This is a genomic window from Xanthomonas sp. LF07-6 (assembly GCF_034105445.1).
GTDB lineage: Bacteria > Pseudomonadota > Gammaproteobacteria > Xanthomonadales > Xanthomonadaceae > Xanthomonas_A > Xanthomonas_A sontii.
Genome location: NZ_JAXGGI010000001.1, coordinates 894070 through 911827, shown reverse-complemented (window position 1 = coordinate 911827; position 17758 = coordinate 894070). Strand labels below are relative to the sequence as shown.

Annotated in this window: 14 protein-coding genes; all 14 read left to right on the top strand. The window is 65.2% G+C overall.

Annotated elements, in window-relative coordinates; all coding sequences use genetic code 11:
- Positions 1 to 88: 88 nt before the first annotated feature.
- The 14 genes from rpoB to rpsC all read left to right on the top strand — a co-directional run bounded on the left by rpoB (position 89) and on the right by rpsC (position 17758).
- Positions 89 to 4240 (top strand): DNA-directed RNA polymerase subunit beta, encoded by a 4152-nt coding sequence (gene rpoB, locus SLW56_RS03880; protein ID WP_017908393.1) that lies wholly within the window; start codon positions 89 to 91, stop codon positions 4238 to 4240.
- 130 nt (positions 4241 to 4370) lie between these two features.
- Complete coding sequence (gene rpoC, locus SLW56_RS03875; RefSeq protein WP_267100714.1) at positions 4371 to 8588, top strand: DNA-directed RNA polymerase subunit beta'; 4218 nt, start codon at positions 4371 to 4373, stop codon at positions 8586 to 8588.
- Positions 8589 to 8816: 228 nt separating this feature from the next.
- Positions 8817 to 9191 (top strand): 30S ribosomal protein S12, encoded by a 375-nt coding sequence (gene rpsL / locus SLW56_RS03870; protein WP_003469157.1) that lies wholly within the window; start codon positions 8817 to 8819, stop codon positions 9189 to 9191.
- Positions 9192 to 9203: 12 nt separating this feature from the next.
- Positions 9204 to 9671: a 30S ribosomal protein S7 gene (gene rpsG / locus SLW56_RS03865; RefSeq protein WP_010341334.1), complete on the top strand. Its 468-nt coding sequence runs from the start codon at positions 9204 to 9206 to the stop codon at positions 9669 to 9671.
- A 138-nt stretch (positions 9672 to 9809) separates the two neighbouring features.
- Entirely contained in the window at positions 9810 to 11900 is a 2091-nt protein-coding gene (gene fusA, locus SLW56_RS03860; RefSeq protein ID WP_320694364.1) for an elongation factor G, read from the top strand.
- 90 nt (positions 11901 to 11990) lie between these two features.
- On the top strand, positions 11991 to 13181 hold the full coding sequence (gene tuf, locus SLW56_RS03855; RefSeq protein ID WP_043093035.1) for an elongation factor Tu: 1191 nt from the start codon (positions 11991 to 11993) through the stop codon (positions 13179 to 13181).
- Positions 13182 to 13656: 475 nt separating this feature from the next.
- Positions 13657 to 13968, top strand: coding sequence for a 30S ribosomal protein S10 (rpsJ, locus tag SLW56_RS03850; protein ID WP_010341589.1), 312 nt, complete (start codon positions 13657 to 13659; stop codon positions 13966 to 13968).
- 11 nt (positions 13969 to 13979) lie between these two features.
- Positions 13980 to 14630: a 50S ribosomal protein L3 gene (gene rplC / locus SLW56_RS03845; protein WP_010341590.1), complete on the top strand. Its 651-nt coding sequence runs from the start codon at positions 13980 to 13982 to the stop codon at positions 14628 to 14630.
- A gap of 12 nt (positions 14631 to 14642) precedes the next feature.
- Positions 14643 to 15248, top strand: a complete 606-nt coding sequence (rplD, locus tag SLW56_RS03840) for a 50S ribosomal protein L4 (protein WP_010341591.1) — start codon at positions 14643 to 14645, stop codon at positions 15246 to 15248.
- On the top strand, positions 15245 to 15544 hold the full coding sequence (gene rplW, locus SLW56_RS03835) for a 50S ribosomal protein L23 (protein ID WP_010341592.1): 300 nt from the start codon (positions 15245 to 15247) through the stop codon (positions 15542 to 15544). Before rplD ends, rplW begins: the two co-directional genes overlap by 4 nt.
- A 10-nt stretch (positions 15545 to 15554) precedes the next feature.
- The gene (gene rplB, locus SLW56_RS03830; protein WP_010341593.1) at positions 15555 to 16382 is read left to right on the top strand and encodes a 50S ribosomal protein L2; all 828 of its coding nucleotides are present in this window, start codon (positions 15555 to 15557) and stop codon (positions 16380 to 16382) included.
- A 6-nt stretch (positions 16383 to 16388) separates the two neighbouring features.
- Positions 16389 to 16658: a 30S ribosomal protein S19 gene (gene rpsS / locus SLW56_RS03825; protein WP_010341594.1), complete on the top strand. Its 270-nt coding sequence runs from the start codon at positions 16389 to 16391 to the stop codon at positions 16656 to 16658.
- A gap of 12 nt (positions 16659 to 16670) precedes the next feature.
- The gene (rplV, locus tag SLW56_RS03820; protein WP_003470663.1) at positions 16671 to 17006 is read left to right on the top strand and encodes a 50S ribosomal protein L22; all 336 of its coding nucleotides are present in this window, start codon (positions 16671 to 16673) and stop codon (positions 17004 to 17006) included.
- 17 nt (positions 17007 to 17023) lie between these two features.
- Positions 17024 to 17758, top strand: coding sequence for a 30S ribosomal protein S3 (gene rpsC, locus SLW56_RS03815; RefSeq protein WP_010341595.1), 735 nt, complete (start codon positions 17024 to 17026; stop codon positions 17756 to 17758).

Below are 17758 nucleotides of genomic sequence, written 5' to 3'. Positions count from 1 at the left end.
TGCCGGCAATACCAGCGACTTCCAACTGACAATTTATGTTCACTCAGGGCCGCGGACGCGTGGCCCGCATCAGCCAAGGTGATACCTCATGACGTCTTATTCGTTCACCGAAAAGAAGCGTATCCGCAAGGACTTCGGCAAGCAGCGCTCGATCCTCGAAGTGCCGTTCCTGCTCGCCATCCAGGTGGATTCCTACCGCGAATTCCTGCAGGAGAACACCGACCCGAACAAGCGTTCGGACCACGGCCTGCACGCGGCCCTGAAATCGGTGTTCCCGATCTCCAGCTACAGCGGCAACGCGGCGCTGGAGTACGTCGGCTACAAGCTCGGCGAACCGGTGTTCGACGAGCGTGAATGCCGCCAGCGCGGCATGAGCTACGGCGCGCCGCTGCGCGTGACCGTGCGCCTGGTGATCTACGACCGCGAGTCCTCGACCAAGGCGATCAAGTACGTCAAGGAGCAGGAGGTCTACCTCGGCGAAATCCCGCTGATGACCGACAACGGCACCTTCATCGTCAACGGCACCGAGCGCGTCATCGTTTCGCAGCTGCACCGTTCGCCGGGCGTGTTCTTCGACCACGACCGCGGCAAGACCCACAGCTCGGGCAAGCTGCTGTACAGCGCCCGCATCATCCCGTACCGCGGCTCCTGGCTGGACTTCGAGTTCGACCCGAAGGACGCGCTGTTCACCCGTATCGACCGCCGCCGCAAGCTGCCGGTGTCGATCCTGCTGCGCGCGCTCGGCTACTCGAACGAGGAGATGCTGTCCGAGTTCTTCGAGATCAACACCTTCCACATCGACCCGAAGGAAGGCGTGCAGCTGGAGCTGGTGCCCGAGCGCCTGCGCGGCGAGACCCTGAACTTCGACCTGGCCGACGGCGACAAGGTCATCGTCGAAGCCGGCAAGCGCATCACCGCGCGCCACGTCAAGCAACTCGAGGCCTCCGGCATCGCCGCGTTGGCCGTGCCCGACGAGTACCTGGTCGGCCGCATCCTGTCGCACGACGTGGTCGATGCCTCGACCGGCGAACTGCTGGCCAGCGCCAACGACGAAATCAGCGAAGATCAGCTGACCGCGTTCCGCAAGGCCGGCGTCGATGCCGTGGGCACGCTCTGGGTCAACGACCTGGATCGCGGCCCGTACCTGTCCAACACCCTGCGCATCGATCCGACCAAGACCCAGCTCGAGGCGCTGGTCGAGATCTACCGCATGATGCGTCCGGGCGAGCCGCCGACCAAGGACGCCGCGCAGAACCTGTTCCACAACCTGTTCTTCACCTTCGAGCGCTACGACCTGTCGACGGTCGGCCGCATGAAGTTCAACCGCCGTGTCGGCCGCAAGGAAGTCACCGGCGAGTCGGTGCTGTACGACAAGAAGTACTTCGGCGAGCGCAACGACGAGGAGTCCAAGCGCCTGGTCGCCGAGCACGCCGACAGCTCCGACATCCTGGACGTGATCAAGGTCCTGACCGAGATCCGCAACGGCCGCGGCGTGGTCGACGACATCGACCACCTGGGCAACCGTCGCGTGCGTTCGGTCGGCGAAATGGCCGAGAACGTGTTCCGCGTGGGCCTGGTCCGCGTCGAGCGCGCGGTCAAGGAGCGCCTGTCGATGGCCGAGTCCGAAGGCCTGACCCCGCAGGAACTGATCAACGCCAAGCCGGTGGCCGCCGCGATCAAGGAGTTCTTCGGCTCCTCGCAGCTGTCGCAGTTCATGGACCAGAACAACCCGCTGTCGGAAGTGACGCACAAGCGTCGCGTCTCCGCGCTGGGTCCGGGCGGTCTGACCCGCGAGCGCGCCGGCTTCGAAGTGCGCGACGTGCATCCGACCCACTACGGCCGCGTCTGCACCATCGAAACGCCGGAAGGCCCGAACATCGGCCTGATCAACTCGCTGGCGGTGTATGCCCGCACCAACCAGTACGGCTTCCTGGAGACGCCGTACCGTAAGGTCGTGGACGGCCAGATCACCGACGAAGTCGAGTACCTGTCGGCGATCGAAGAGAACGAGTACGTCATCGCCCAGGCCAACGCGCTGCACGACGCCAAGAGCCGCCTGACCGAGCAGTTCGTGCCGTGCCGCTACCAGGGCGAGTCGCTGCTGAAGCCGCCGGCGGAAGTGCACTTCATGGACGTGTCGCCGATGCAGACCGTGTCGATCGCGGCCGCGCTGGTGCCGTTCCTGGAGCACGATGACGCCAACCGCGCACTGATGGGCGCGAACATGCAGCGCCAGGCCGTGCCGACGCTGCGTGCGCAGAAGCCGCTGGTCGGTACCGGCATCGAGCGCGCCGTGGCGCGCGACTCGGGCGTGACCGTGAACGCCCGCCGTGGCGGCGTGATCGAGCAGATCGACGCCGGCCGCATCGTGGTCAAGGTCAACGAGGCCGAGATCGGCGGCGGCACCGACGCCGGCGTCGACATCTACAACCTGATCAAGTACACCCGCTCCAATCAGAACACCTGCATCAACCAGCGTCCGCTGGTGAACGTGGGCGACGTGATCGCGCGCGGCGACGTGCTGGCCGATGGTCCCTCGACCGACATCGGCGAGCTGGCCCTGGGCCAGAACATGCTGATCGCGTTCATGCCGTGGAACGGCTACAACTTCGAAGACTCCATCCTGCTCTCCGAGCGCGTGGTGGAAGAGGATCGCTACACCACGATCCACATCGAAGAGTTGACCTGCGTGGCGCGCGACACCAAGCTGGGGCCGGAGGAAATCTCCGCCGACATCCCCAACGTGTCCGAGCAGGCGCTGAACCGTCTGGACGAGAGCGGAGTGGTGTACATCGGTGCGGAAGTGCGTGCCGGCGACATCATGGTCGGCAAGGTCACGCCGAAGGGCGAGAGCCAGCTGACCCCGGAAGAGAAGCTGCTGCGCGCGATCTTCGGCGAGAAGGCCTCGGACGTGAAGGACAGCTCGCTGCGCGTACCGCCGGGCATGGACGGCACCGTCATCGACGTGCAGGTGTTCACCCGCGACGGCATCGAGAAGGACAAGCGCGCCCGCCAGATCGAGGAAAACGAGATCAAGCGGGTCAAGAAGGACTTCGACGACCAGTTCCGCATCCTGGAAAGCGCGATCTACGCGCGTCTGCGTGGCCAGCTGATCGGCAAGGTCGCCAACGGCGGTCCGAACCTGAAGAAGGGCGACACCATCAGCGACGCCTACCTGGACGGTCTGAAGAAGTCCGACTGGTTCGCGCTGCGCATGAAGGACGAGGACGCCTCCGAGGCGATCGAGCGCGCGCAGAAGCAGATCCAGGCGCACGAGAAGGAGTTCGAGCGTCGCTTCGCCGACAAGCGCGGCAAGATCACCGCCGGCGACGACCTCGCCCCGGGCGTGCTGAAGATGGTCAAGGTGTTCCTGGCGGTGAAGCGCCGCATCCAGCCCGGCGACAAGATGGCCGGTCGCCACGGCAACAAGGGTGTCGTGTCGATGATCCAGCCGATCGAGGACATGCCGTACATGGCCAACGGCGAGACCGTGGACATCGTGCTGAACCCGCTGGGCGTGCCGTCGCGTATGAACATCGGTCAGGTGCTGGAAGTGCACCTGGGCTGGGCCGCCAAGGGCCTGGGTCGCAAGATCCAGAACATGCTCGAGGCCCAGGCCAAGGTCGCCGACCTGCGCAAGTTCCTGGCGCAGATCTACAACCACGACCAGAAGCTGGGCGAGGACCGCGTGGATCTGGACCAGTTCAGCGACGCGGAGCTGCTGGCGTTGTCGAAGAACCTGACCGACGGCGTGCCGATGGCCACCCCGGTGTTCGACGGTGCCACCGAGGCCGAGATCAAGCACATGCTCGAGCTCGCCGACCTGCCGATCAGCGGCCAGACCCAGCTGTACGACGGCCGCACCGGCGAGGCGTTCGATCGCCACACCACGGTCGGCTACATGCACATGCTGAAGCTGAACCACCTGGTCGACGACAAGATGCACGCGCGCTCCACCGGCCCGTACTCGCTGGTCACCCAGCAGCCGCTGGGCGGCAAGGCGCAGTTCGGCGGCCAGCGCTTCGGCGAAATGGAAGTCTGGGCGCTGGAAGCCTACGGCGCGGCCTACACCCTGCAGGAAATGCTGACGGTGAAGTCCGACGACGTGCAGGGCCGCAACCAGATGTACAAGAACATCGTCGACGGCGAGCACGAGATGGTCGCCGGCATGCCGGAGTCCTTCAACGTGCTGGTGAAGGAAATCCGCTCGCTGGCGATCAACATGGAACTGGAAGACTGAGGGCAGGGAATGAGGAGTCGGGACTAGGAAACCGCCCGGGCGTTTGCCCACAGGCCGCCGGCGTTTCCTGTCCCGCCTCTCCGCTTCCAACGATTCCCTATTCGCTATTCCCGATTCCCGGAGAAATCAAATGAAAGACCTGCTCAACCTCTTCAACCAGCAGCGCCAGACGCTGGACTTCGACGCGATCAAGATCGCGCTGGCCTCGCCGGACCTGATCCGTTCGTGGTCCTTCGGCGAAGTGAAGAAGCCGGAAACCATCAACTACCGGACCTTCAAGCCCGAGCGCGACGGCCTGTTCTGCGCCGCCATCTTCGGCCCGATCAAGGACTACGAGTGCCTGTGCGGCAAGTACAAGCGCATGAAGCACCGCGGCGTGGTCTGCGAGAAGTGCGGCACCGAAGTGACCCTGGCCAAGGTGCGCCGCGAGCGCATGGGCCACATCGACCTGGCCTCGCCGGTCGCGCACATCTGGTTCCTGAAGTCGCTGCCGTCGCGCATCGGCCTGATGCTGGACATGACCCTGCGCGACATCGAGCGCGTGCTGTACTTCGAAGCCTACGTGGTGACCGAGCCGGGCCTGACCGCCCTGGAGCGCCGCCAGCTGCTGACCGAAGAGCAGTACCTGACCGCGCGCCAGGAGCACGGCGACGACTTCGACGCCGCCATGGGCGCCGAGGCCGTGTACGAACTGCTGCGCACCATCGACCTGCAGTCGGAGATGACCCGCCTGCGCGAAGAGATCGCCAGCACCGGTTCGGAAACCAAGCTCAAGCGCTTGACCAAGCGCATCAAGCTGATCGAGGCCTTCATCGAGTCCGGCAACCGTCCGGAGTGGATGGTGATGACCGTGCTGCCGGTGCTGCCGCCGGATCTGCGTCCGCTGGTGCCGCTGGACGGCGGCCGCTTCGCGACCTCCGATCTGAACGACCTGTACCGCCGCGTCATCAACCGCAACAACCGCCTGCGCCGCCTGCTCGAGCTGAACGCGCCGGACATCATCGTGCGCAACGAAAAGCGCATGCTGCAGGAATCGGTCGATGCGCTGCTGGACAACGGCCGTCGCGGCCGTGCCATCACCGGCACCAACAAGCGCCCGCTGAAGTCGCTGGCCGACATGATCAAGGGCAAGCAGGGCCGGTTCCGCCAGAACTTGCTCGGCAAGCGCGTGGACTACTCCGGCCGTTCGGTGATCGTGGTCGGCCCGACCCTGCGCCTGCACGAGTGCGGCCTGCCGAAGAAGATGGCGCTGGAGCTGTTCAAGCCGTTCGTGTTCGCCAAGCTGCAGCGTCGCGGCCTGGCCACCACCATCAAGGCCGCCAAGAAGCTGGTCGAGCGCGAAGAAGCCGAGGTCTGGGACATCCTGGAAGAGGTGATCCGCGAGCACCCGGTGCTGCTGAACCGTGCGCCGACCCTGCACCGCCTGGGCATCCAGGCGTTCGAGCCGGTGCTGATCGAAGGCAAGGCGATCCAGCTGCACCCGCTGGTCTGCACCGCGTTCAACGCCGACTTCGACGGTGACCAGATGGCCGTGCACGTGCCGCTGTCGCTGGAAGCGCAGCTGGAAGCGCGCGCGCTGATGATGTCCACCAACAACATCCTGTCGCCGGCCAACGGCGAGCCGATCATCGTGCCGTCGCAGGACGTGGTGCTGGGCCTGTACTACATGAGCCGCGCGCTGGAGAACAAGAAAGGCGAGGGCATGGTGTTCGCCAACATCGCCGAAGTGAAGCGCGCCTACGACAACCGTGCGGTCGAACTGCACGCCAAGGTCAAGGTCCGCATCACCGAGACGGTGATCGACGAGGACGGCAACCGCAGCAAGAAGACCTCGATCGTGGACACCACGATCGGGCGCGCGCTGCTGGCCGAGATCCTGCCGGAAGGCCTGCCGTTCGCGCTGGCCAACACCGAGCTGACCAAGAAGAACATCAGCCGCCTGATCAACTCCAGCTACCGCCAGCTGGGTCTGAAGGACAGCGTCGTGTTCGCCGACAAGCTGATGTACACCGGCTTCGCCTACGCGACCCGCGCCGGCGTGTCGATCGGCATCGACGACATGCTGATCCCGTCGGAGAAGAAGGGCATCCTCGGCGAAGCCGAGCAGGAAGTGCTGGAAATCCAGGAGCAGTACCAGTCCGGCCTGGTCACCGCCGGCGAGCGCTACAACAAGGTCGTGGACATCTGGTCGCGCACCAACGAGCGCATCGCCAAGGCGATGATGGACACCATCGGCACCGAGAAGGTGGTCAACGCCAAGGGCGAGACCATCGACCAGAAGTCGATGAACTCGCTGTACATCATGGCCGACTCCGGCGCGCGTGGTTCGCAGGCGCAGATCCGTCAGCTGGCCGGCATGCGCGGCCTGATGGCCCGCCCGGACGGCTCGATCATCGAGACGCCGATCAAGGCGAACTTCCGCGAAGGCCTGAACGTGCAGGAGTACTTCAACTCCACCCACGGTGCCCGTAAGGGTCTGGCCGATACCGCGCTGAAGACCGCCAACTCCGGTTACCTGACCCGTCGCCTGGTCGACGTGGCGCAGGACGTGGTGATCACCGAGCCGGATTGCGGCACCACCGACGGCCTGACCATGACCCCGATCGTGGAAGGCGGCGACGTGGTCGAGCCCTTGCGCGACCGCGTGCTCGGCCGCGTGGTGGCCGAGGACGTGTTCCTGCCGGGCAACGACGAGGATCCGATCGTCACCCGCAACACCCTGCTCGACGAGCAGTGGGTGGCCAAGCTGGAAGAGGCCGGCGTGCAGTCGGTCAAGGTCCGCTCGACCATCACCTGCGAATCGGCGTTCGGCGTGTGCGCGCGCTGCTACGGCCGCGACCTGGCCCGTGGCCACCTGGTCAACATCGGTGAAGCGGTGGGCGTCATCGCTGCGCAGTCGATCGGCGAGCCGGGTACCCAGCTGACCATGCGTACCTTCCACATCGGCGGCGCGGCCTCGCGTGCGGCGGCGGTGGACAACATCACGGTCAAGACCACCGGTTCGATCAAGTTCAACAACCTCAAGTCGGTCGAGCACGCCAACGGCTCGCTGGTGGCGGTGTCGCGTTCGGGCGAACTGTCGGTGCTCGACGGCCACGGCCGCGAGCGCGAGCGCTACAAGCTGCCGTACGGCGCCACCATCACCGCCAAGGACGGTGACGCGGTCAAGGCCGGCCAGTCGGTGGCGAACTGGGATCCGCACAACCACCCGATCGTGTCGGAAGTGGCCGGTTTCATCCGCTTCATCGACTTCATCGACGGCGTCACCGTCATCGAGAAGACCGACGAACTGACCGGCCTGGCCTCGCGCGAGATCACCGATCCGAAGCGTCGCGGCACCCAGGCCAAGGACCTGCGCCCGATCGTGCGCATCGTCGACGCCAAGGGCAACGACCTGACCATCCCGGGCACCGATCTGCCGGCGCAGTACCTGCTGCCGCCGCGCTCGATCGTCAACCTGCAGGACGGCGCGCCGGTCGGCGTGGGCGACGTGGTCGCCAAGATCCCGCAGGAAGCGTCCAAGACCCGCGACATCACCGGTGGTCTGCCGCGCGTGGCCGACCTGTTCGAAGCGCGCAAGCCGAAGGATCCGGCGATCCTGGCCGAGCGTTCGGGCATCATCAGCTTCGGCAAGGACACCAAGGGCAAGCAGCGCCTGATCATCAAGGACACCGACGGGTCGGAGCACGAAGAGCTGATCCCGAAGTACCGCCAGATCATCGTGTTCGAAGGCGAGCACGTGGCCAAGGGCGAAACCGTGGTGGACGGCGAGCCGAGCCCGCAGGACATCCTGCGTCTGCTGGGCGTCGAGCCGCTGGCCGCGTACCTGGTCAAGGAAATCCAGGACGTGTACCGCCTGCAGGGCGTGAAGATCAACGACAAGCACATCGAGGTCATCACCCGGCAGATGCTGCGCAAGGTCGAGATCACCGACCAGGGCAACAGCAAGTTCCTCAACGGCGAGCAGGCCGAGCGCCAGCGCGTCATCGAGGAGAATGCCCGCCTGGTGACCCGCAACGAACTGCCGGCCAAGTACGAGCCGGTGCTGCTGGGCATCACCAAGGCCTCGCTGGCGACCGAGTCGTTCATCTCGGCCGCGTCGTTCCAGGAGACCACCCGCGTCCTCACCGAGGCGGCGGTCCGCGGCACCAGTGACACGCTGCGCGGCCTGAAGGAAAACGTGATCGTGGGTCGCCTGATCCCGGCCGGTACCGGCCTGGCGTACCACAACACGCGCCGCCGCAACGCCAGCGGCCTGACCGAGTCGGAGATGCAGACCCTGTCCGGCGGCAGCGCCGAGCCGGCGGTCGAGACCTCCGCCCCGGCGGCTGCCGGCAGCGAAGAGTAAGCAACACGCCGGACCGGTCCCGCCCGCGGGGCCGGTCTACCACGCGAAAGGGGGCGCAGCGGAAGCGCCCCGTATTCCGGCCCCGGATGGGCCAGCAAGTAAAAATTCCGTTGTGTTGACGGCGCTTTGACTTGCCCGCTATACTTTCCTGTCTCGGCAGGCCGTCCTTCGGCCTGCCTTCGTTTTCACGCATCCAGGCCCGACGGCCTCAATCAGAAGAATCCACTGATGGCGACGATCAACCAGCTGGTCCGCAAGCCGCGGCAGGCGACCACCTACAAGAGCGCCTCTCCGGCGCTGGACAAGTGCCCGCAGCGCCGTGGCGTCTGCACGCGCGTGTACACCACCACCCCGAAGAAGCCGAACTCGGCCCTGCGCAAGGTCGCCAAGGTGCGCCTGACCAACCAGGAAGAGGTCATTAGCTACATCGGCGGCGAAGGCCACAACCTGCAGGAGCACTCCGTGGTCCTGATCCGCGGCGGCCGCGTCAAGGATCTGCCGGGCGTGCGCTACCACACCGTGCGCGGTTCGCTCGACGCCGCCGGCGTCGCCAAGCGTCGCCAGGGTCGTTCCAAGTACGGCGCCAAGCGCCCGAAGAGCTAAGGGAAAGTACACATGTCTCGTAAAGGTAATACGCCGCAGCGCGCCGTTCTCCCGGACCCCAAGCACGGGAGCGAAACCATCGCCCGCTTCATCAACATGGTGATGCTGAGCGGCAAGAAGTCGGTCGCCGAAAAGATCGTGTACGGCGCGATGGACGTGATCGGCGAGAAGAACCCCAACGCCATCGAGCTGGTGCAGAAGGCGCTGGACAACGTCGCTCCGGCGGTCGAAGTCAAGTCCCGCCGCGTCGGCGGTGCCACCTACCAGGTGCCGGTCGAGGTGCGTTCCTCCCGTCGCATGGCGCTGGCGATGCGCTGGCTGATCGACTCGGCGCGCAAGCGCGGCGAGAACTCGATGCCGCGCAAGCTCGCGGCCGAGCTGGTCGATGCTTCGGAAAACCGTGGCGGCGCCATCAAGAAGCGCGAAGAGACTCACCGCATGGCGGAAGCGAACAAGGCGTTCGCGCACTACCGCTGGTGACCTTCCGGGCCTTGGAAACGGGGCCCGCTGGCACCATCTGAGTGCCGCTAGCCGCGCCGTTGCGCGTGGCACAAATCCGAAGGCCGCCGCAAGGCGGCGTTCGGCCATCCGAAATCCAAGAAATTTGAGAGGCTCCCTGTGGCCCGTACCACTCCCATCGAGCGTTACCGCAACTTCGGCATCATGGCTCACATCGATGCCGGCAAGACCACCACCTCCGAACGCATCCTGTTCTACACCGGCGTCAGCCACAAGATCGGCGAGGTGCATGACGGTGCCGCGACGATGGACTGGATGGAGCAGGAGCAGGAGCGTGGCATCACGATCACCTCCGCGGCCACCACCGCGTTCTGGACCGGCATGGACAAGTCCATGCCGCAGCACCGTTTCAACATCATCGACACCCCCGGGCACGTGGACTTCACCATCGAAGTCGAGCGCTCGCTGCGCGTGCTCGACGGCGCGGTGTTCGTGCTGTGCGCGGTCGGCGGCGTGCAGCCGCAGTCCGAGACCGTGTGGCGTCAGGCCAACAAGTACGCGGTGCCGCGTCTGGCGTTCGTCAACAAGATGGACCGCACCGGCGCCAACTTCGACAAGGTCGTCGAGCAGCTGAAGGCCCGCCTGGGCGCCTACCCGGTGCCGATGCAGGTGCCGATCGGCGCCGAAGACGGCTTCGAGGGCGTGGTCGACCTGGTCAAGATGAAGGCGATCCACTGGGATACCGCCTCGCAGGGCACCGTGTTCGAATACCGCGACATCCCCGCGCACCTGGTCGACAAGGCCACCGACGCGCGCGCGTTCATGGTCGAGGCCGCTGCCGAAGCCAACGAAGACCTGATGGACAAGTACCTCAACGAGGGCGACCTGTCCGAGGCCGAGATCCTGGGCGGTCTGCGCGAGCGCACCCTGAAGGTGGAAGTGGTGCCGGTGTACTGCGGTACCGCGTTCAAGAACAAGGGCGTGCAGGCCATGCTCGACGGCGTGATCCAGCTGCTGCCGTCGCCCAGCGACCGTCCGCCGGTCAGGGGCATCGACGAGGACGAGAAGGAAGACAGCCGTCCGGCCACCGACAACGCCCCGTTCTCGGCGCTGGCGTTCAAGATCATGACCGACCCGTTCGTCGGCTCGCTGACCTTCTTCCGCGTCTACTCGGGCACGCTGAACTCCGGCGACCAGGTGTACAACCCGGTCAAGTCGAAGAAGGAGCGCGTGGGTCGCATCCTGCAGATGCACTCCAACAACCGCGAAGAGATCAAGGAAGTGCGCGCGGGCGACATCGCCGCGGCGGTGGGCCTGAAGGACGTCACCACCGGCGACACGCTGTGCGCGCAGGACCACATCATCACCCTGGAGCGCATGGTGTTCCCGGAGCCGGTGATCTCGATGGCGGTCGAGCCGAAGACCAAGTCGGACCAGGAAAAGATGGGCATCGCGCTGAGCCGTCTGGCGCAGGAAGATCCCTCGTTCCGCGTCAACACCGACGAAGAGTCCGGCCAGACCATCATCCGTGGCATGGGCGAGCTGCACCTGGAAATCATCGTCGACCGCATGAAGCGCGAGTTCAACGTCGAAGCCAACGTCGGCAAGCCGCAGGTGGCCTACCGCGAGACCATCCGCAAGGCGGTCAAGCAGGAAGGCAAGTTCGTGCGTCAGTCCGGCGGTAAGGGCCAGTACGGTCACGTCGTGCTCGAGATCGAGCCGCAGGAACGCGGCCAGGGCTACACCTTCGAGAACGCGATCGTCGGCGGCGTGGTGCCGAAGGAATACATCCCGGCGGTGGACAAGGGCATCCAGGAAGCGGTGGCCAACGGCGTGATGGCCGGCTATCCGATCGTGGACGTCAAGGTGCGCCTGATCGACGGTTCGTACCACGACGTCGACTCGTCGGAAATGGCGTTCAAGATCGCCGGCTCGATGGGCTTCAAGGAAGGCTTCAACAAGGCCAACCCGGTGCTGCTGGAGCCGATCATGAAGGTCGAGATCGTCACCCCGGAGGATTACCTGGGCGACGTGATGGGCGACGTGAGCCGTCGTCGCGGCATCCTGCAGGGTCAGGACGACAGCCCGTCGGGCAAGGTGATCAACGCGATGGTGCCGCTGGGCGAAATGTTCGGCTACGCCACCACGCTGCGCTCGATGTCGCAGGGTCGCGCCACCTTCTCGATGGAGTTCGACCACTACGCCGAAGCGCCGGCCAACATCGCCGACTCGGTCATCAAGAAGAACTGAGATTAGAGCGACGGGATGCGTGCCGCGGACCCGGTCCGCGCCGCATCCCGCTCGCTCGTCCCCCAATACGAATCACGAGGTAGAGAAGACATGGCAAAGGGTAAGTTCGAGCGCACCAAGCCGCACGTCAACGTCGGCACCATCGGTCACGTCGACCACGGCAAGACCACGCTGACCGCGGCGCTGACCAAGATCGGCGCAGAGCGCTTCGGCGGCGAGTTCAAGGCGTACGACGCGATCGACGCGGCGCCGGAAGAGAAGGCGCGCGGCATCACGATCTCGACCGCCCACGTGGAATACGAATCCCCGACGCGCCACTACGCGCACGTGGATTGCCCGGGTCACGCGGACTACGTCAAGAACATGATCACCGGTGCGGCGCAGATGGACGGCGCGATCCTGGTGTGCTCGGCCGCTGACGGCCCGATGCCGCAGACCCGCGAGCACATCCTGCTGTCGCGCCAGGTCGGCGTGCCGCACATCGTGGTGTTCCTGAACAAGGCCGACATGGTCGACGACGCCGAGCTGCTTGAGCTGGTCGAGATGGAAGTGCGCGAGCTGCTGAGCAAGTACGACTTCCCGGGCGACGACACCCCGATCATCCACGGTTCGGCCCGTCTGGCGCTGGAAGGCGACCAGAGCGAGATCGGCGTGCCGGCGATCCTGAAGCTGGTGGACGCGCTGGACTCGTTCATCCCGGAGCCGCAGCGCGACGTGGACAAGCCGTTCCTGATGCCGGTAGAAGACGTGTTCTCGATCTCGGGCCGCGGCACCGTGGTGACCGGTCGTATCGAGCGCGGCATCATCAAGGTGGGCGACGAAATCGAAATCGTCGGCATCCGTGCGACGCAGAAGACCACCGTGACCGGCGTGGAAATGTTCCGCAAGCTGCTGGACCAGGGCCAGGCGGGCGACAACGCGGGCCTGCTGCTGCGCGGCACCAAGCGTGACGACGTGGAGCGCGGCCAGGTGCTGTGCAAGCCGGGTTCGATCAAGCCGCACACCGAGTTCGAAGCCGAGGTGTACGTGCTGTCGAAGGACGAAGGCGGCCGTCACACCCCGTTCTTCAAGGGCTACCGTCCGCAGTTCTACTTCCGCACCACCGACATCACCGGTGCGGTGCAGCTGCCGGAAGGCGTGGAGATGGTGATGCCGGGCGACAACGTCAAGATGGTGGTGACGCTGATCAACCCGGTGGCGATGGACGAAGGCCTGCGCTTCGCGATCCGCGAGGGCGGCCGTACCGTCGGCGCCGGCGTGGTGGCCAAGATCATCAAGTAATGCCCTCCGGCGGCGCAGGCCGCCGGCTGGAATCGCCAGTGACCTCGGTCGCCGGCATCGCGAAGGGTCGGCGCAAGCCGGCCCTTCGTCGTTTCCGGGCAGGCGAATGTTCTGGCGATTTGTTGTCCCGAGGTGTTGCGGAGGCGTGAAGTCGTCGCTATAATGCGCGGCTCGGCGTTCCTGGGTAGGGCGCCGGTAAGACAGCGAAAAGAGAGGCAGGACGCCGCTCGTGTTCGCAGGACCGGGAAGGTCGCGTCGCATGGAGCACTCAACAGCCCCGGGTTGTTGACGCTGCTCTAGCTGCGCATTATACTTTTCCGTCTGGGCAGGCCGGGTCGACTGGTCTGCCCCAGTTTTTGGGGCGGAGGAATGCCCCCGCCGAGCCGGATGCTCTGCGGTACGACATCAGGAAACAACCGGGGCAGGTATCCCAGAGGCCTTGCCCGTCGCTCTTTTAACGAAGGAACCCACCGTCATGGCGGACCAAAAGATCCGGATTCGGCTGAAGGCGTTCGATCATCGTTTGATCGACCGTTCGGCCAGCGAGATCGTCGAGACGGCCAAGCGGACCGGCGCGCAAGTGCGTGGCCCGATCCCGCTGCCGACCAAGATCGAACGCTACACCATCCTCGTTTCCCCGCACGTCGACAAGGACGCGCGTGACCAGTACGAGACCCGCACGCACAAGCGCGTGCTCGACATCGTCGACCCCAACGACAAGACCGTGGACGCGCTGATGAAGCTCGAGCTCGCGGCTGGCGTCGATGTCCAGATCAAGTTGACCTGAGGACTACGACCATGACGAAGAAGTATTCGTTGGGCTTCGTGGGCCGCAAGGCCGGCATGAGCCGCGTCTTCACCGAAGACGGCCGCTCCATCCCGGTCACCCTGATCGAAGCGACCCCGAACCGCATCACCCAGCTCAAGACCGTCGAAGCCGACGGCTACAGCGCCGTGCAGATCACCGTGGGCGCCCGTCGCGCCGCGCTGGTCAACAAGCCGGCGTCCGGCCATTTCGCCAAGGCGAAGGTCGAAGCGGGTCGCGGCCTGTGGGAGTTCCGCGTCGAGGACGCGCAGCTGGGCGAGTTCGCCGTCGGCGGCGAAATCAAGGCGGACATCTTCGCTGTCGGCCAGAAGGTCGACGTCCAGGGCGTCACCAAGGGCAAGGGCTTCCAGGGCACCATCAAGCGGCACAACTTCCGCATGGGCGATGCCACTCACGGTAACTCGCTGTCGCATCGCGCGCCGGGTTCGCTGGGTCAGCGCCAGACCCCGGGTCGCGTTTTCCCGGGCAAGAAGATGTCCGGCCACATGGGCGCGGTGCAGCAGAGCACGCAGAATCTGGAAGTGGTCAAGGTCGACGTCGAGCGTGGCCTGATCGCCATTCGCGGCGCTGTGCCTGGCGCTGCCGGTGGCGACGTGATCGTGCGTCCGGCTAGCAAGGCATAAGGAGAGATGACGATGGAACTCGTTATCACGGGTAGCAACAACAAGGTCTCGGTCTCCGACGCCGTGTTCGGCCGCGATTTCAGCGAAGATCTGGTTCACCAGGTCGTCGTCGCCTATCGCAACGCCGGCCGCGCCGGCACCAAGGCGCAGAAGACGCGTTCGGAAGTCAACGGCACCACCAAGAAGTCGAAGAAGCAGAAGGGCGGTGGCGCTCGCCACGGCGCGCTGACCGCTCCGATCTTCGTCGGCGGTGGCGTGACCTTCGCGGCCAAGCCGCGCAGCTTCGAGCAGAAGGTCAACCGCAAGATGTACCGCGCGGCCATCTGCGCGATCCTCTCGGAACTGAACCGTCAGGGCCGCCTGATGGTCGTCGACGCGTTCGACGTCGAGGCCAGCAAGACCAAGGGCCTGGTCGAGAAGCTGAAGGGTCTGGAAGTGGGCAAGCGCCCGCTGATCGTGACCGAAGAAGCGTCCGAGCATCTGTACCTGTCGGCCCGCAACCTTCCCTACGTGGAAGTGCGCGACGTGCAGGGCCTGGATCCGGTGTCGCTGGTCGGGGCCGACACGGTCGTGATCACCGCCGATGCGGTCAAGAAGGTCGAGGAGTGGCTGGCATGAGCAGCAACGAAAAAATCTTCAGCGTGCTGCGCGCTCCGCGTGTCTCCGAAAAGACCGCGCGCCTGCAGGAACTCTCCAATCAGTACGTCTTCGAGATTTCGAACGAAGCCACCAAGGCCGATGTCAAGGCCGCGGTCGAGCAGCTGTTCGACGTCAAGGTCGAGTCGGTCAACGTGTTGAACGTCAAGGGCAAGAACAAGTCCTTCCGTTCGCGCAGCGGTCGTCGCGGCGATTGGCGCAAGGCGTACGTGCGTCTGGCCGAAGGCCAGTCCATCGACGTAACGGCCAAGGCCTGAGGTACATCCCATGCCATTGATGAAATTCAAGCCCACCTCCGCAGGCCGTCGTTCGGCCGTGCGCGTGGTCACGCCCGATCTGCACAAGGGCGCCCCGCACGCTGCACTGGTGGAAAAGCAGAGCAAGTCCGGTGGTCGTAACCACCACGGCCGCATCACCACCCGCCACGTCGGCGGTGGCCACAAGCAGCACTACCGCGTCATCGACTTCAAGCGCAACAAGGAAGGTATCCCGGCGCGCGTGGAGCGGATCGAATACGATCCCAACCGCACCGCCCATATCGCCCTGCTGTGCTACGCCGACGGCGAGCGCCGCTACATCATCGCGCCGAAGGGCCTGAAGGCCGGCGACCAGGTGATCGCGGGTTCGGATGCGCCGATCAAGACCGGCAACACCCTGCCGCTGCGCAACATCCCGGTCGGTACCACCGTCCACGGGATCGAGCTGAAGCCGGGCAAGGGCGCGCAGATCGCGCGTGCCGCCGGCGCCGCGGTGCAGCTGGTCGCGCGTGAAGGCATCTACGCCACCTTGCGTCTGCGCTCCGGCGAAATGCGCAAGGTGCCGTCCGAGTGCCGCGCCACCATCGGCGAAGTCGGCAACGACGAGCACAACCTCGAGAAGCTGGGCAAGGCGGGCGCCAAGCGCTGGCGCGGCGTGCGTCCGACCGTTCGCGGTGCGGCCATGAACCCGGTCGACCACCCGCACGGTGGTGGTGAGGCGAAGGCCGGTCAGGGTAATCCGCATCCGGTCACCCCGTGGGGTGTCCCGACCAAGGGTTACAAGACGCGCCATAACAAGCGCACCGAACAATTCATCGTCCGCGATCGTAGGGGCTAATCGACCATGGCACGTTCACTCAAGAAGGGCCCGTTCGTCGATCACCACCTCGTCAAGAAGGTGGAGGCCGCGGCCGGTAGCAAGCGTCCGATCAAGACTTGGTCGCGTCGCTCGATGATCCTGCCGGAGATGGTGGGTTTCACCATCGCCGTGCATAACGGCAAGAACCACGTTCCGGTGCTGGTCAACGAGAACATGGTCGGCCACAAGCTCGGCGAATTTGCCGTCACCCGGACCTTCAAGGGTCACGGTGGCGACAAGAAGTCGGGCCGGTAAGGAGAGATGACGATGGAAGCGAAAGCAATCCTGCGCACCGCGCGCATCTCCCCGCAGAAGGCCCGCCTGGTCGCCGACCAGGTCCGTGGTCTTTCCGCCGAGCGGGCGGTCAACCTGCTGAAGTTCTCGGACAAGAAGGCTGCCCACCTGATCAAGAAGGTGGTGGAGTCGGCGATCGCCAATGCCGAGAACAACCAGGGCGCGGATGTCGACGAGCTGAAGGTCAAGACCATCATGGTTGATGAAGGTCCGACCCTGAAGCGTTTCATGGCGCGGGCGAAAGGCCGCGGTACCCGCATCCTCAAGCGCACCAGCCACATCACTGTGGTTGTGGGCGCCGCCAAGTAAGCGGAAAGGAAAAGACGATGGGTCATAAAGTTCATCCGATCGGAATCCGCCTGGGTATCGCCAAGGACTGGAATTCCAAGTGGTACGCCAACAAGGCCGAGTTCGCCGGTTACCTGGCAGCCGACCTCAAGGTCCGCGAAATGCTGCGCAAGAAGCTGGCGCAGGCGGGCATCAGCAAGATCCTGATCGAGCGTCCGGCCAAGACCGCGCGCGTGACGATCCACACCGCCCGTCCGGGCGTGGTGATCGGCAAGCGTGGTGAGGACATCGAGAAGCTGCGCAAGGAAGTGAGCGAGATGATGGGCGTCCCCGCCCACATCAACGTCACCGAAGTGCGCAAGCCGGAGCTGGACGCGCAGCTGGTCGCCGAGTCGATCGCGCAGCAGCTGGAGCGTCGCATCATGTTCCGCCGCGCGATGAAGCGCTCGGTCGGCAACGCGATGCGCCTGGGTGCCCTGGGCATCAAGGTCAACGTCGCCGGCCGTCTGAACGGTGCGGAAATCGCCCGTTCCGAGTGGTACCGCGAGGGCCGCGTGCCGCTGCACACGCTGCGTGCCGACATCGACTACGGCTTCGCTGAAGCCAAGACGACCTACGGCATCATCGGCATCAAGGTCTGGATCTACAAGGGCGAGATCTTCGATTTCTCCCAGGTTGGCCAGGAAAAGCAGGACGATTCCCCGCGCAACGATCGTAATGATCGCGGCGACCGTGGCGACCGTCCGTCGCGTCCGGCCCGTGAAGCGAGGTAA

Coding starts and splice junctions, on each gene's coding strand:
- rpoC (WP_267100714.1), top strand. CDS start 4,371: ATGAAAGACCTGCTCAACCTCTTCAACCAGCAGCGCCAGACGCTGGAC.
- rplD (WP_010341591.1), top strand. CDS start 14,643: ATGGAACTCGTTATCACGGGTAGCAACAACAAGGTCTCGGTCTCCGAC.
- rpsJ (WP_010341589.1), top strand. CDS start 13,657: ATGGCGGACCAAAAGATCCGGATTCGGCTGAAGGCGTTCGATCATCGT.
- rpsG (WP_010341334.1), top strand. CDS start 9,204: ATGTCTCGTAAAGGTAATACGCCGCAGCGCGCCGTTCTCCCGGACCCC.
- rplC (WP_010341590.1), top strand. CDS start 13,980: ATGACGAAGAAGTATTCGTTGGGCTTCGTGGGCCGCAAGGCCGGCATG.
- rpsL (WP_003469157.1), top strand. CDS start 8,817: ATGGCGACGATCAACCAGCTGGTCCGCAAGCCGCGGCAGGCGACCACC.
- rpsC (WP_010341595.1), top strand. CDS start 17,024: ATGGGTCATAAAGTTCATCCGATCGGAATCCGCCTGGGTATCGCCAAG.
- rpsS (WP_010341594.1), top strand. CDS start 16,389: ATGGCACGTTCACTCAAGAAGGGCCCGTTCGTCGATCACCACCTCGTC.
- rplW (WP_010341592.1), top strand. CDS start 15,245: ATGAGCAGCAACGAAAAAATCTTCAGCGTGCTGCGCGCTCCGCGTGTC.
- rplB (WP_010341593.1), top strand. CDS start 15,555: ATGCCATTGATGAAATTCAAGCCCACCTCCGCAGGCCGTCGTTCGGCC.
- tuf (WP_043093035.1), top strand. CDS start 11,991: ATGGCAAAGGGTAAGTTCGAGCGCACCAAGCCGCACGTCAACGTCGGC.
- rplV (WP_003470663.1), top strand. CDS start 16,671: ATGGAAGCGAAAGCAATCCTGCGCACCGCGCGCATCTCCCCGCAGAAG.
- rpoB (WP_017908393.1), top strand. CDS start 89: ATGACGTCTTATTCGTTCACCGAAAAGAAGCGTATCCGCAAGGACTTC.